Annotated in this window: 10 protein-coding genes; 3 read left to right on the top strand and 7 right to left on the bottom strand. The window is 61.5% G+C overall.

Going from position 1 to position 15,187, the window contains the following annotated elements; all coding sequences use genetic code 11:
- Positions 1 to 268 precede the first annotated feature (268 nt).
- Positions 269 to 1,942: a sensor histidine kinase gene (locus tag CJD35_RS17145; protein ID WP_086486388.1), complete on the top strand. Its 1,674-nt coding sequence runs from the start codon at positions 269 to 271 to the stop codon at positions 1,940 to 1,942.
- Entirely contained in the window at positions 1,939 to 3,264 is a 1,326-nt protein-coding gene (locus tag CJD35_RS17150; protein WP_086486387.1) for a sigma-54-dependent transcriptional regulator, read from the top strand. Before CJD35_RS17145 ends, CJD35_RS17150 begins: the two co-directional genes overlap by 4 nt.
- 58 nt (positions 3,265 to 3,322) lie before the next feature.
- Here the strand turns inward: CJD35_RS17150 and CJD35_RS17155 are convergent, their stop codons facing one another.
- The 3 genes from CJD35_RS17155 to CJD35_RS17165 all read right to left on the bottom strand — a co-directional run bounded on the left by CJD35_RS17155 (position 3,323) and on the right by CJD35_RS17165 (position 7,891).
- Positions 3,323 to 4,240, bottom strand: coding sequence for an ROK family protein (locus CJD35_RS17155; RefSeq protein ID WP_086486386.1), 918 nt, complete (start codon positions 4,238 to 4,240; stop codon positions 3,323 to 3,325).
- On the bottom strand, positions 4,228 to 5,337 hold the full coding sequence (locus CJD35_RS17160; RefSeq protein ID WP_086486385.1) for a glycoside hydrolase family 68 protein: 1,110 nt from the start codon (positions 5,335 to 5,337) through the stop codon (positions 4,228 to 4,230). The genes CJD35_RS17155 and CJD35_RS17160 overlap by 13 nt, the downstream gene beginning before the upstream one ends.
- A gap of 109 nt (positions 5,338 to 5,446) precedes the next feature.
- A complete protein-coding gene (locus CJD35_RS17165; protein WP_380823554.1) occupies positions 5,447 to 7,891 on the bottom strand; it encodes a TonB-dependent receptor in 2,445 nt (814 codons plus the stop codon).
- Between the two features lie 155 nt (positions 7,892 to 8,046).
- On the opposite strand from CJD35_RS17165, the gene CJD35_RS17170 reads away from it, so the two are divergent.
- Entirely contained in the window at positions 8,047 to 9,381 is a 1,335-nt protein-coding gene (locus CJD35_RS17170; protein ID WP_019052825.1) for an MFS transporter, read from the top strand.
- Positions 9,382 to 9,384: 3 nt separating this feature from the next.
- Here the strand turns inward: CJD35_RS17170 and CJD35_RS17175 are convergent, their stop codons facing one another.
- The 4 genes from CJD35_RS17175 to CJD35_RS17190 form a co-directional block, all read right to left on the bottom strand.
- Positions 9,385 to 10,389, bottom strand: a complete 1,005-nt coding sequence (locus CJD35_RS17175; protein WP_019052826.1) for a LacI family DNA-binding transcriptional regulator — start codon at positions 10,387 to 10,389, stop codon at positions 9,385 to 9,387.
- A 178-nt stretch (positions 10,390 to 10,567) separates the two neighbouring features.
- On the bottom strand, positions 10,568 to 12,016 hold the full coding sequence (locus tag CJD35_RS17180; RefSeq protein ID WP_086486384.1) for a TolC family protein: 1,449 nt from the start codon (positions 12,014 to 12,016) through the stop codon (positions 10,568 to 10,570).
- Between the two features lie 2 nt (positions 12,017 to 12,018).
- On the bottom strand, positions 12,019 to 13,080 hold the full coding sequence (locus CJD35_RS17185; RefSeq protein ID WP_086486383.1) for an efflux RND transporter periplasmic adaptor subunit: 1,062 nt from the start codon (positions 13,078 to 13,080) through the stop codon (positions 12,019 to 12,021).
- The gene (locus tag CJD35_RS17190) at positions 13,077 to 14,759 is read right to left on the bottom strand and encodes an ATP-binding cassette domain-containing protein (RefSeq protein WP_086486382.1); all 1,683 of its coding nucleotides are present in this window, start codon (positions 14,757 to 14,759) and stop codon (positions 13,077 to 13,079) included. Before CJD35_RS17190 ends, CJD35_RS17185 begins: the two co-directional genes overlap by 4 nt.
- Positions 14,760 to 15,187 lie beyond the last annotated feature (428 nt).

A 15,187-nucleotide genomic window follows, 5' to 3' on the forward strand; every position in this document is an offset into this window, starting at 1 on the left:
TCCATTTATCGCCCCTCAACAAAGGGCAGTTATTGTTCGTGCGAGAGGCATGTTTTCGACGGTATCCCGTCGGCGGTGCCTCTCCATCTGCATCCTCTTTCGGAACGTCCCACCTTGAATCCTCGAAAAGGCGAAACTTCGCAACAAAAACAGAAAACCAATATAGTTTAGTTATATCAATGAATTAGGTATAGATCCCTCGTTTGTGTGTGCAAAAAGTTGCCCATGGGTAGTTGCCTGATGGGCCAATATTCTCCACACACCTGTCATGCGCACCGTTCAGCTGACAATTGTGGTTCGATCGATCCTGATCGCAGCGGCGGTCCTCGTCCTGGCGCTGGCCTTCGTCATTTCCGACCGCGTCGCCAAGCAGCAGGGCATCGCTGACGTTTCGAACCGAGCCCAGTCCTCCGCGATCCTGCTGTCGGCCAGCTTCCGTCGAGAGCTGGACAAGTTCAGGTTGGTTCCGATCGTGCTGGCGGACGATCAGGAAGCGCGTGAGGCCTTGTCGACGCACGATCCCGCCCGGCTGTCGCAACTCAGCCGGAAGCTGGAGGCACTGAGCAATGCGACACGCGCGGGCAATGTCTATCTTCTCGACGCCAAAGGGGTAACGGTCGCCGCGAGTAACTGGCAAAGACCGGACAGCTTTGTTGGCGACAGCTATGCCTACCGCGCCTATTATCGCGACGCGGCGCGATTGGGCAGCGCGCAGCAATTCGCGCTCGGCCAGCGGAGCCGCCGTCCGGGCCTGTATATCTCCCGCCGGGTAGAGTCTGGCGGTCGGTTGCTCGGCGTTTTCGTCGTGAAAGTAGATTTTTCGTCACTGGAGCGTGAGTGGCGCGAGACGGCTACCAGCGCATTTGTCACGGACGGGCGGGGCATTATCCTCATATCGTCAAACCCCGAATGGCAGTTCCAGACGACCAAACCCCTGTCGGCGTCAGAACGGTCGGGCGCGCGCCGCGCGTTCGAATATGGCGCGGTGCCGCTGGTGCAGAATGCGCTATATGCTGCAGGTGAAGTCGCGCCGCGCGGCCGGGCAACGCCGGAGTTCGCCTATGTCGAAGCGAGCGAGGATGTAGGCGGGGGCTGGCGCGTGCATGTGCTGGAACCGACCGAGCGGGCTGTCCGCGTTGCGGTGAACTTCGCCCGGCTGGCTGTCGCGATCACTGCGCTCGTCCTAGTGGGTCTTGTCCTGCTCTGGCGCATGCGGCGCCGCGCCGAAGCAGCGCGCGTCGAACGGGAAACAGCAACACGGCTGGCCGGGCTGCGCGAACAGCTTGTCCAGGCCAACAAGCTGGCCACGCTGGGTCAGATTACAGCGGGCGTCGCGCACGAGATTAATCAGCCGCTCGCGGCAATCTCTGCCTATGCGGGCAATGCGTTGGCGTTCAATCGTCGCGGCGACCATGCGCATGCATCCGAAGCGATCGAGCAGGTCGGCGCGCTGACCGAACGTATTGGCATCATCACGCGCGAATTGCGTGGCTTTGCGAGGCGATCGTCGGGCGACGTCGAACCGGTGGCTGTGAAGGAGGCGCTGGCAGGCACGGCGCTGCTGCTGCGCGATCGCATGCGGATGCTTGGTGCCCGGCTGGAGATCGAAGGCGCCATGGTCGCGGTTCGCGCCGAGCGGGTCGGGTTGGAACAAGTGCTGGTCAACCTTATCCAGAACGCACTGGACGCCGGCGCATTGACCATCACGGTTACGGTCGCCCCTCACAAAGACCGTGTCGCGATTACCGTCGCAGACGATGGTGCGGGACTGACGGACGAGGTCAGGGCGTCGCTGTTCATGCCGTTCAAGACCTCGAAACGGAACGGCCTTGGCCTGGGGCTGGTGATATGCCGGGACATCGTGGCCGGTTTTGGCGGGACGTTGGTCGCAGCGGCGCCGATCGCGGGCGCGGCGTTCGTAATCGACCTGGAGATGGCATGACGAATACGGTCCTTTTTGTCGACGACGACGATGATTTGCGCCGGGCTTCCGCGCAAACATTGTCGCTTGCAGGCTATGATGTCCGGGCCGTTGACAGTGGCGCTGCGGCGGTGCGGGAAGTCGATGCCGGTTTCGATGGCATCATCATATCCGACATTCGTATGCCGGGCATGGACGGGCTGGAATTGTTGCAGCAGGTCATCGCGCGCGATCCCGACATGCCCGTCATCCTGATTTCCGGGCATATCGACGTGCCGACCGCGATGGGGGCGCTGCGAACGGGCGCCTATGATGTGCTGGAAAAGCCCTATTCGAACGAGCAACTCGTCGCTGCGGTGGAACGGGCATTGGAACGTCGCCGCTTGATTGCGGAGAACAGGCAGCTTCGGCAGGCGGCGCCTGTCGATGATGCGGGGCCGCTGGTCGGCCATTCGCCTGCGATAGTGCAGCTTCGGCGCACCATTGCCCAGATCGGGCCGATCGGCGTCGACGTTCTTATCCAGGGAGAAACCGGCACTGGAAAGGGCCTGGTCGCGGAGATGCTGCACGCGGCTTCGCGACGCCGTGGTCCGCTCGTCACGATCGATTGTGGCGCCATGCCGGCGGGGCTGGTCGAGGCGGAGCTTTTCGGCAATGTCGCTGACGCGGTGCCGGGCAGCCGCATGCCGCGCACCGGTCGGCTCGAACAGGGCAACCGTGGCACCATATTCCTGGATGACATCGACGCGCTCAGCGATTCCATGCAACTGGCGGTGCAACGCGTTCTGGAGCGCCGCGAAGTGATGCCCGTAGGTGCGATCGCCGGGCGATCGATCGACCTTAGGGTCGTATCTGCCAGCAGCCTGGATCTCGAAACGCTTGCGAAGGCTGGTCAATTCCGCCTTTCGCTATTCTACCGACTGAACAGCGTCACTTTGAGGCTGCCGCCATTGCGTGAGCGTCGGGAGGACATAGCCCCTCTTTTCCGACGTTTCGTTCTTCAGGCTGCGGCGCGGCTCGGCGTGACGCCGCCCAAGCTGGAAGCCCGCGCATTCAGGCATTTGGAAAAGCATGACTGGCCCGGCAATGTCCGCGAGTTGATGCGCTTTGCTGAAAATTTCGTACTCGGCCTGGGCGACCATGATCTGGGCGCCAGCGCCAGCGCCGGACCGACGGATCTTAAAAGCAGGCTAGACGCGTTCGAAACCGAACTCATCGAGGAGGCCCTGGGCGAGGCGGCGGGCGACGTTACCCGTGCCTGCGCTGCGCTCGGCTTGCCACGAAAGACTTTCTACTACCGGCTGCAAAAGCTGGGGATTGATCCTGCCAGCTTTCGCGGCTGATCTGTTGGGCTGAGAAATGCGCACCGATGCATTCTGTAATGCCACCCATATCGTTCGCCTATCCATCGCCTCGCGTCATCGCGGCTTGCTGGCCGAGCAGGATCGCGCCCAATGGACCGGCATCTGCGCCCAGGCCGGGCGCCACGATCAATTGTTCCAGCGCGGGCGCGTTCAGATCCTCGATATAGCGGTTGAGGAGCCTGGCCGATTGCCCGGCGATCAAGGGAAGCAGTTTCGGGCGAGCCTGGATGACGCCGCCGCCCATGACAAGCCGCTCCGGCGACAGGGCCAGGATCAGCATCGTCGTCCATTCAGCGATATCGCCGGCGATCTGGTCCCAATGCGGATCATCGTCGGGCATTTCGGCCACGGGCATTGGCAGGCGTGCAGCCAATCCCGGACCGCCAACCAGTCCTTCCAGGCAATCGCCATGGCTGGGGCAGGCGCCCGCGAATTGGTCGCCGGGCTGTCGCCGAATCCGCATATGGCCTGCTTCGGGATGCAAATGGCCATGGACAGCCTGCCCGTTCACGACCACCCCCAGGCCAACGCCCGTGCCAATCGTGGCATAGGCGTGGACCGCGCAATCTTGCGATGCGCCCCACATGCCCTCCGCCAGCGCGGCACCGGCAACATCGGTATCGATGGCTATCGGGACGTCGAAGCGGCGGGCGAAGTGGCCATAGATGTCGCACCCTGCCCATCCGGGCTTGGGCGTATTGCCCATATGGCCGAAATTCGGCGCGCGGGCGTCCAGGTGCAATGGCCCGAAGCTGGCGATGCCGATGGCGGCGAACGGCGTTTGTTCGGCCCATTGCGCCAGCGCATCCGATATGAGGTTCAGCGTGTCCGGCGTTCCGGTAGGCCAGCGTCGCTGCTGAAGGATGACGCGGCCTTGCGCCAGCGTGGCGATGCATTTGGTGCCACCCAATTCGATTCCCGCGATCAGCGGTTCGCCCACCATCATGCCAGCCATACTCGGTCCCCCTCTATCTGCAACCGCAAGTCGGGTGCAGGAGCGCCGCCGAAATGGTGGCGAGCCTCCGCCGGATCGACCGGAACATGCGCGATCCCTGTCATATCAGCGAAACTCTGGACTGTCAGGTCTGGCAGCACGAACCAGCTATAGGCTTGAAAGGGTGCCCCCGGAGGATTGGCGAAGGCAAGGCCGGTGCCGTTGATTGGCCGCCATGGCCCGTCAAGGCTGTCGGACGTCATGCCATAAAGACCGTTCGGGCCAGTCGGTCCGCCGTCTGCGAATACTTTTTGCTGCGTGGACCAGAAGAGATAGTAGCGACCGCCATGGACGATGACGTGCGGTCGTTCCAGTTCGTTGTTGAGGCCGTCAGCCGAAATCAGGGGCGGCAGCCGTTGCCACTGGCCATCGGGCATAAGCCGAGCCATGCCGACGGCCCCGTTCCAGAAAGATGCCGATCGCGCAAGCGACGCGGCAAAAAAGACGTAAGCCGCGCCATCGGCGGGGTCGCGGAAGAAGGCGGGATCGCGAAAGGCCTTGATCGTGCCGATCGCCCCGCCGCCTTCCATGTCGCGCATATAGTCGATACCGTCGGGAACCAGCATCTCCACCGGGGTCGACCAGGCGGACAGGGTGATGGCGTTGCCAACTACCGACAAGGCGGCCTGTGTTTCGAACAGGCGCTGGCTGTAGCTGAGCACCTGTTCGCCCCGCGTGCCGGCAACGGTGTAATAGAGCGTGATATGATCATGGTCGCCCGATACGATCGCCGAGCCGGACCATTCGCGGCTACCCGGTGAAAAGCCGTTTTCAAACAACAAGCCAAGATCGCGCCAGACGTTGCCCACCCGGTGCATCAGTCGCAACCGGGCCATGCCATGACGGGCTTCGGGATCCAGTAATGTGGGGGCGGACAGCAGGATGAACAAAGTGCCGCCTGCTATCACCGCCTGCGAGCCGTCCTCTTCCTGCACGGGCCAATAATCCCAAAGGTCGACCCCCGGTATCAGGGGCTGCGGCTTGGGGAAGAGCGGCGCGCAAGCCATGGTTTCGCGATCGATCGCGGCGACATGGGCGGCGGTCCAGTGGCTAGTCATTGTCGGGTATCCATGGACAGGGAGGTCAGGCCATGGTCTCCACCGGTGCGTGCAGTCACCGGCGGAGACCATGATTTCCACAGGCGTCAAACGCCCCGGAAAGAGGGGATCAGAAGTCGAACCGGATCGAGGCGGAGACGGTGCGACCGTTGATAGAGCGCGCCCGGACGATGCCGTTGGCGGGAATGGTGGCGTCCTCCGCTTCGGTGAAACCCTTTACGTCGAACAGGTTGTTGGCATTGAGCGAAAGCTGAATGCGATCCATCGGCCTGACCGTCAGGAAGGCATTGACCTGCGTGTAGCCGGGCAGCTTCAACTGGTTGCTGTCCTGTGCGTAGCTGCTCGACGTCCCGATGACATTCGCGCCGACAGTGAAGATTCCCGCGTCATATTGCGGCGTCACCTGATACAGGAATTTGGCCTGGCGGCGCGGGCGATTGCCGACCACCGCAGGGTTCAGCACGTCGCTGGCGATCTTGGCGTCGGTATAGGTGCCGCCTGCCGAGATGCTGAACGGGCCGGCGCGATAGCCACCCTCCAGTTCCAGACCATAAGCGCGATAGTTGCGGTTGAAGAACGTCTGCGTCGTCGCTTCGAAATTCTGTTCCTCGGTCTTGGCGTGGAATGCCGTGGCGTTCAGCGTCAGACCGCCATTGCGATATTTGACGCCACCTTCCAGTTGCTTGACGAAATCGACCGCTGCGCTGCTATCGGTCAGCTTGCCGGTGACAGTGCTGACGGCCGGGCCGAACAGCAACCGGTCGGCATTGGCGCGCGCACCCCGGCTATAGCGTGCAAACAGCGCGACATCATCGGCCAGGCGATAATTGACGCCGAACGAATAGGACAGATATTCATAGCTATAGTCGACCGGCGCACTTGGCGTCGGGATTACCGCGACATTGGTTTCGGGGATCGAGATAACGCCATCGCCGTTCATGTCGCGGCTGGTGACGCCGACACGCCCGCCGCCCAGATCCGATCCTGCGATCGTCCCTTTGGCGTCGCCAAAATCATAACGCAGGCTGCCGTCCAGCGTCAGAGCGCCAGTAGCAAGGCTCAAGGACGCAAAAGGAGCGTTGGTGTTATAGTCGACATCATAGCTGCGGCGGCAGCAATTGCCAAAGAAGGTTGCGCCATAGCCATAGGTGCCATTTTGCGTGAGCGCTTGACCCGCTGCGTTGGTCAGATTGACAAGCGCCGCATTGCCGCCGCCGGCTACTTCAAACAGATGCGACGTCCACAGCCAATCCGTGGCGATGGTCTGGCGCGATTTGTAGAAGCCCGCGGTCGCGGTCAGCTTGCCGATGCTGGTGTCGAAATCCCGACTGACGCGCAGGTCGTTCGTAATGTTGTTCATGCTGTTGATCTTGACGTCGAACAGGACAATCTGTGCCAGATAATCGCTGCCCGCAAAGGCCTGACCAGCCTTTGGACCATTGGCGTAGGTCAGGGTCGATCCGGCACCACCCAGCGCAGTCGCGATGGCCGATCCGGTGTCGACGGCGGAGGGGAAGGGCGAACTGAAGCCGCCCGACACGTCGGAATAGCGGAAGCGTTCGGTGACGTTCCAGCCATCGCCCAGTTCGAACTGCGATTCCAGGCCGATTGCGTAAACCAAGGGATGCTGGCCATCGCGAATGTCGCGCGTGACCAGATTGTTGCGACCGTCCAGCGTCACATTGTCGCGGAAGTAACGCGAATGGAGCGTGTCACTGTTGATGCTGAAACCGGGCAAATCCTGATATTTGGGATTGCTGTTGCTGCCCGTCACCAGCACGGGATTGGGCAGATAGCCGATGGCGCGGTCGTTCAGATATTTGCCGTAGAGCCGGATATAGCCGCCAGCAAACTCCTTGGTGATGTTCGCCTTGATCTGGCCGCCCTTGTTGGCGTCATAGCCTGCCTGGCGGGGGCCATCGCCCTGGCGATAGAAACCACCGAAATGGAAGCGCAGGCTGTCGCTGATCCTGCCGCCATAGTCGAAGTCCAGGCGATAGTCGCGATAGTCGATGCCAGCTGTCGCCTGAATGGCCCCGCCTTCCTGCTCCCCGGTCTTTGAAATCATGTTGATGACGCCGCCGGGCGCATTGGATGCGAAGGTCGAGGCCGATCCGCCGCGGACCGATTCAACCCGGCTGATGTTGAAGTCGGAGCGCAGGAAGATGTCGGCATTGCCAAAGGTGATGTCGCCAAATTCCAGCACAGGCAGGCCGTCCTCCTGCAACTGCAGGAACTTCGCGCCGCCCGACGCGACCGGCAGGCCGCGAACCGAGATATTCGCATTGCCTTCGCCGCCGGAAGATTCGGAGCGAATGCCAGGCAGATTGCGGAAGATTTCAGCGACCGAACGCGGGGCTGCTTTGGCGATGTCGTCGTTGCTGAGCGAACTGACCGTGACGCTGCTGTTGAGCCGGTTCTGGCCGCGGGCAACCGCGGTAACGACGATTTCGTCTGATGGAGTGGATTGATCTTCAGCTAGAGTTTGTTGCTGCGCATAGGCAGGCACCGCAACTGCCATGCTGGAGGTCATCAATAGCCCCATGATCCGCATCTTCATCGTCTCTCTCCCTGCCGATTCGATCCGGCCTGATCCTGTGATGATATTTTTCTCAATCGTTTGCAAGCGGAATTGCAATCGATTGAGAAACTGATACAGATGGACTTGTAATGACGGCCACAGTCCGCCAGACCGGAGAGGTAAAGAGCATGAGCGACCCGACACCCCGCAAGCCGCACCTTTCGCTCGGGCGGATCGTGCAGATGAACCTGGGCTTCCTGGGGCTTCAGTTCAGCTTCGGCTTGCAGCAAAGCAATATGGGGCCGATCTATTCCTATCTGGGCGCGGACGAGGCGTCCTTGCCGCTGCTCTGGCTGGCCGGGCCGATGACGGGGTTGCTTGTCCAGCCGATCATCGGCGCGATGAGTGATCGCACCGTAACCCGCTTTGGCCGACGTACCCCTTATTTTCTGATCGGTGCGATATTGTGCAGCCTGTGCCTGTTCGCCATGCCCTACAGCCGGGCGCTGTGGGTGGCGGCCAGCCTGTTATGGGTATTGGACGCGGCCAATAACGTGACGATGGAGCCGTACCGCGCCTATGTCAGCGACCGGCTGGACCAGGCGCAGCGACCGCTCGGCTTTTTGACACAAAGCGCGTTCACAGGGCTGGCCCAGACGCTTTCCTATCTGGCGCCTTCCTTGCTGGTCTGGGGCGGGCTGAACGCCGATGCGGTCGACCCGTCGGGAATTCCGGTGATCACGCGGATCGCCTTCATCGTCGGCGCGGTCCTGTCCTTATCGACCATCCTCTGGTCGGTGCTGCGTGTCCCGGAATTGCCGCTGAGCGCAGAGGAAATCGCCGCGATGCGGGCTGAACCCTTGTCCGCCCGGACCACGCTGCGCGACCTGAAGCAGGCGATCGTCGAGATGCCCGTGCCGATGCGCCAGCTTGCCATCGCCATGTTGTTTCAATGGTATGCGATGTTCTGCTATTGGCAGTTCGTCGCCTTCGCCATCGCCCGTTCGCTTTATGATACGGCCGATTCAGGCAGCGCCGGCTTTCGTCAGGCAGTGCTGGTCAACGGACAGATTGGCGGCTTCTATAATTTCATCGCCTTCATCGCGGCCTTCGCCATGGTGCCGATCGCCCGCAAGATGGGCGCGCGACCTGTGCATGCGGTGAGCGTGGCAGCATCAGGCATCGCGATGCTGGCGCTGCCATATTGCTCCAGCCAGGCGATGCTGTTCATCCCGATGATCGGCATCGGGCTGGGCTGGGCCAGCATGATGGGCAATCCCTATATCATCCTGGCAGACAGCATTCCGCCGGCCCGCACCGGAATCTATATGGGCATTTTCAACATGTTCATCGTCATCCCGATGATGATCGAAAGCCTGACCATGCCGCTGATCTACCGCCCGCTGCTGGGCGGCGATCCGCGTCACGTGCTGATGCTGGCGGGGGTGTTGATGCTGCTGGCAGCGATCGCGACACTGGCTATTCGGGAGCGTCCGGCTGCGCGCGCGGCTATTCCGGCCTGATCGTCAGGCGGACGCGCGCTGTACCAGTGTCGGTGCCATACAGACCGATTCCGCGGGCGTTCCGGCCAGCCGATCGAACAAAAGCTGTACCATCAGCGCCGCTCCGCGCGCGACATCCTGCCGGATCGTGGTGAGCGGCGGGTTGGTCTGGGACGCGACCATCACATCGTCATAGCCGACAACCGAAACGTCGTGCGGCACCCGCAGTCCGGCGTCGCCCAGCGCCCGCAATGCGCTCATGGCGATCACGTCCGACGCCGCGACGATCCCATCAACGGGCGGATGATCGGCCAGGAAGGCACGGATGGCGTCATAGGATGCCTGGGTAGTCAGATGGGCGGGAAGGAGCAGGCCTTCGCCCTTGCCAGCCTGCGCCAGCGCTGCACGAAAACCGGCATGGCGGGCGGCGAATTCGGGGACGTCGGGATTGCCGAAAAAGGCAAGATGGCTGCGGCCCTGCGCCAGCAGATGGTCCGCCGCCATCCGGCCACCCGCTACATTGTCCGACCCTACGGTCAGTTGGGCATAGCCATCGACCGCCGCACCCCAGACGACGAGCGGTTGATAGCGCGCCGCTACCCGTTCGATCACGTCGATCTGGTCGGACTGGCCGATCAGCAGCGCGCCATCCACCCGCCCGCCATCGACGATCCGGTCCAGCCACTGACCGTCGGTGGGAATGACGCGCGTGAGCAGCAGGTCATAGCCACGGTCGGCCAGCGCATCGGCCAGCGGCCCGATCAGACTCATGAAGAAGGGATCGGACAGATGCTGCTGCGTTTCATGGCCAAGGGGCAGGATCACACCGATCGCGCCGGTGCGTCCAAGCCGCAGGTTCCGTGCCGCGCGGTTGATCTGAAACCCATGTTCCTGCGCCAGCGCCTCGATCCGTTCGCGGGTGGCGCGAGCGATCATCGGGTTGCCCGACAAGGACCGCGACACTGTGGATACAGAGACCCCAGCGATCTTTGCCAGTTCCGCGAGGCTGGAGGCATGGGTGGATTTCATAACCTATCGCAATGTCCACAGATTATTTGCCGATTAGCGGCATAGCTAATAGGCGGATTAGGTTCGAGTCCGTATCCCATGAAAGATATTGAAGCAAGGAACCAGAAGGTCGCGGAGGGCTGCATGACCTGCTGGAGGACATCACAGCAGCGATTGGTCGATTGCTAATATTGTCTCATCACTCTGAAATGACGGCCAGGCCGAGCGCGTCTTCATCGGCAGTCGCCGCGGCGAGTTCAGCGCGCGCTGCGGCGATGCGGGCTTGGGCTTCTATCAGCTTCACCTCGGCGTTCGTCGCGCTTTCCTCGCGCTGATTGACCAGGAAAAAGTCGCTTGATCCAAGCGCGAAGCGGCGGCGTTCCGCGCTTGCCAACCGCTGCGCCAGCACGAGCTCTTTTTCGGTCGTCGCGACCAACTGGTTTGCCGTGTCCACTTCTATCCCGATTGCGGTGACTTCGGCGCGGATTTTCTCGGCCAGAAACTGTTGCTTGACCGACAGTTCATCGATCTTCGCCCGTGTTTCGGCCAATTTGCCCTTGGCCTTGCGGTTCTGGAGCGGAATCTTAAACGTGATGCCGACGATCATTTCAAGCGGCGTCCGGTTCGTGCCGCCAAGGCCCGCCGGTCCAACGTCCTTGGCGACCTCTCCGCCAAGGTCAAGCCGGGGCATCAGGTCGTTGCGGGCGAGCGCGAGCTTGACGGTTGCCTTGTCAATCTCCTCAAGCATGATTGCAAAGTCGGGACGGCCCTCCAGATTGAAGGCGGGATCTGACCTGATGCCATCGAGTGCGGTAGCATCGGCTGGCAGCCGCGCTTCGTCGACAACAACCGGCGTGCCATCCGCGCTGCGATAATAGAGCGACAGCTTTACCGCAGCGGCCCGGAAATCCTGCCGGGCTTCGACCACGAAAGCCTGCCGCCTGACCAGGTTCGCTTCATTCTCCGTCAGCAGGATGTCGGGTTTGGCACCAAGCTGCACTTGCCGCTCGATTCCGTCGGTACGTCCCCCCGCCAGCGCCAGTAGTGCTTCGTAAGCCTTGAGCTTCAATCCGGCGGCGACCCATTTCTGATAGGCTTCAACCGCGCGGGCCTGGACCCCGATGCTCGTCGCTCTGGTTTCGAAGCGAGCGATGTCGATATCATTGGCGGCCAGCCTGAACTCGGAACGCCGCGCGTCGATCAGCCGATCGCGCAGCAGCGAATAGAGCCCGCCGACTTTCAGTTCGCCTAGCCGGTTGGTGTAGGATTTGTCTTCATAGATGGGAAAGTCGCCGCGCGACGCGCGGTATTGCCCATAGACATAGCCGCCATTGTTGCTGAGCGGCTGTTCGGTCTTGCCGGCAATTTCCGTGCCGTCATAATAGCCCAGCGTCCGGCTGCGCGCCTCGACCGCAAAGACAGTGTCGAACGCGCCCTGGGCGGTCAGCGCGCGCGCCTCGGCCTGACGGTTGCGTGCCAGTGCCGCGATGATTTCTGGCGCGGAACGGGCTGACGACCGCAATACCTCTTGCAGCGTTAGCGGCCGGGCCGCTTCGTTCACCGACGACTGCGCTGCATTCTCTTGGCCATGCACAGTCGCAGGTACGGCAGCGCTTAGCAATGCTGCCATGCCGATCACGATCCGCATCGTCACTTCTTCTTTTCGATCGAGCTTTTGCCAGATGTTTCCTGCGCCTTCTGCGCGACCTGATCCTGCCCGAAGTTCAAGGGGAAATCGTTGAGCTGGCGCCATAGTTCGTAGCCGACCGTTACATTGTCACCCTGTATCCAGCCCAGCACCTTCCCGCCCTGGCGGACGAAACGGCGGTCCGGCCAGGCCGGCTTTCCGGGCCGCGGTTCGACCAGCACTCGGTACAGGCCATCGGTGCGCGGGGTCGGGTCCACAGAGCGGACCTGACCATCGTAGATGCCGACCGCGAAGGCGGGCCATCCGCTGAACTGGAATGCGGGGAAGCCTTCGAACTCAAGTCGCACAGGGCGCCCTCTGTCGACGAGGGGGATGTCGCGTCCGTCAACGAACAGTTCGACAGCACGTTCAATCTGTTCTGGCGCGATGGTGGCCAGCACCGTTCCCGCAGAAATCAGAGCGCCGCCTGCTTGCGCGTTCAGATTTTGTATGCGTCCGCCCCGCGGCGCGGTGACGATCTGCGCCGATTGCCGCATTTGCCGGACTTCAATCTGCTTGAGCTTCGCCCGCGCTTCAGCAAGCTTGGCGTTGGCATCCGCAACCTTGATCTGCGTCTGTTCATAGTCGCGTCGCGCGGCCAATCCTTCGGAAAATAGCTGGCCGGTGCGTCCAACGTCGATCGAGGCGACCGCGCGGGCCTGTTCGACCGCTGCAATCTGCGCCTGCACTTCGGCCTTTTCCGCTGCAAGGCGCTCCAGAAAGTTGGGGTCGAGATCAACGACCTTGACGATCGGATCGCCCGCCTTGACCAGTTGCCCGTCCTGAACGAAGAAGCGGTCCACCCGGCCTTCCACCAGCGACGACACTTGCTGCGGCCGGTCGTCCGGGTCGAGCGAAATGACCTGTCCGCCGCCCTGCGCAGTCTGCCGCCAGGGAACGAAGAGGATCGCGATGGCAAGGCACAGGCCAACGAATATCAGCCAGGCCACGACGATGACCAAGCGTGGCGGGTTGAGGCTGGCAAGGGAACGGAAATGCGTCAGGTGGCTCGCGCTGATCGTCACGCTTGTGCCTCCTTCTCAACCAGGAACCGTGACAGGGCGGCCGTGTCGGTAAAGCGATGTTGCGTCGTCGCCCCCAGCCAATAGCAGCTGTCGAGATGTACGGCTTCGGGCCTTCCGGTAAACAAGAGTACCGTCGTGCCCTGTTCGCGCAACATCCGTAACGTCGCCTGAAGGGGGCCGTCGGGCATCATATCGTACAGCTGTGACAGCAGCAATACTTTGGGCCGGCTGATCAGCGCGGTGGCGGCCTTGAGCTGCATCACCTCCAAGATGGAGAGCGGTGACCCGGAACTTGCCAGTTGCGTGTCCAGACCTTTGGGCAGGCTCGAAATGCGCGTCGTGAGGCCGACAATGTCGAGCACCTTGATGATGACGGCGCTGTCGGCATCTCCCCCTGCCGCCATGTTCAGATATTCGCGGATGGTCACATCGACGATACTGGGCCGGTTCAGCACCACCACGGCGGACCGCAGCAGATACATATCAAAACTGCCAAGGTCGCTGCCACCGATCGTCAGCAGGCCGGTATCGGGATTGACGTGACGCTTGAGCAGCAACGCGATCTGCCTCTCGACGCCGGGCTCTGCCAGCATGACGGTCTGCTCGCCGCTCTCGATCGAAAAATTGAAGCGTGAGCTGGCCAGTTCCACATTGCGAAAGCGGACCGAACCGTCAGGCGGAGCCTGGCCATTTAAGTCCAGCGCCTCCTGGGGAATGGCGAAAATCTGCGACAGTTCTTCCGAACTGGCCACCAGATCGTAGAAAGTGTCGAGATACCAGCCGAGTTGCGCAATCCCGTAGAACACCCCCGACAATATGAGTTCGGCGGCGACGAGCTGCCCGATCGACAGTTCGCCTGCCAGGATGAGGTTGCCGCCTAGCGCGAGCAGCGCGGCCGCAGCGAAGGCATAGACCAGGAAATAGGCGAGAGCCTGCGCGAAGCTATAGCGGAAGTAGCGACGGTGGGCGCGGATATAATTGGCCGTCACGGCCTCCGACTGGTCCATCGCAAAGGTCAAATGCCGCGCCGATTTATAAAAGCCGTTCGATGCGCCGACGCTCTCCAGCCATTGAGCGGCCTCATGCTTGGCATGTGACACGCCGATAGCGCCTGTGATCGCGCCGTGACGCCATACCATCCAGATGGCAATGCAGGTGACGATCAGCACTATGTTGAACGCCAGGAAAAAGGGGTGGTAGAAACTCGTCACGACCAGGCCGACCGCGCCCTGAAGGATGATCGTGAAGGCACCGATGACGAGGCTGGGCACCGCTTTCTGAACGACGATCATGTCGAAATAGCGGTTGAACAGGCTTCCCCGGCTCTCATCCAGAAAAAACGGGTTCTGCGCATGAACAGCCCGAACCGTGACTTCGGCGACCACCCGCGCGAAAATCCGACGCTCGAACATCGTCAGCAGGTAGAGGCGCAGGGCGCTCAGGCAAGCGACAAGGAGCAGCAGGACCAGCAGGACGCCCGACAATATCCATAGCGGCGCGACCAGGGCCGTGCGCGCCACCGAATTGATGAGTAGCTGGACCGAAATCGGTGTCGCCAGTGACAGCAATGTAATGGCCAGCGTGTAGACGACGCCAACATTCACATAGCCCTTGTCGGGTCCGACTATCTCACCAAGCCACGCGGCAGCATGCCGCAGACCGAACTGCTCGCCAGCCAATTTCCGTCCTCATCTTATGTGTGTGGCGCATGTAAAAAGGTCGCTGGCCGCCGACAAGATGGCAATGCTGCTGTGCAACATTTACTTACATGGAAGAGCCGGTCCTGAAATGCGAACGAGCGCCTTTCGGGTGTCGAACAGGTCCATAATTTCTCGACCTCGCATTGTGGATATACTCGGTGGGCAGTCGCAGCGAATTTATGATCAGTTGGCGTGCTCTGGTCATCCTATAATCCGACTCAGCCAGAACGCACAACCCAACTGCACCGACAGCAGCGAAAGCTCGTACATTTTCGACAACACCCTCCGGCCCAGCAAAACGCCGACGCGCCATTCACTTGGTTGTCACCGCCTGCCACAGTGCCGACAATAGCCTTGACACGTCGATAATGTGATCACTATATTGGCGTGCAACTGTATAAAACCGC

The organism is Sphingobium xenophagum (assembly GCF_002288285.1).
GTDB classification, from domain to species: Bacteria; Pseudomonadota; Alphaproteobacteria; order Sphingomonadales; family Sphingomonadaceae; genus Sphingobium; species Sphingobium xenophagum.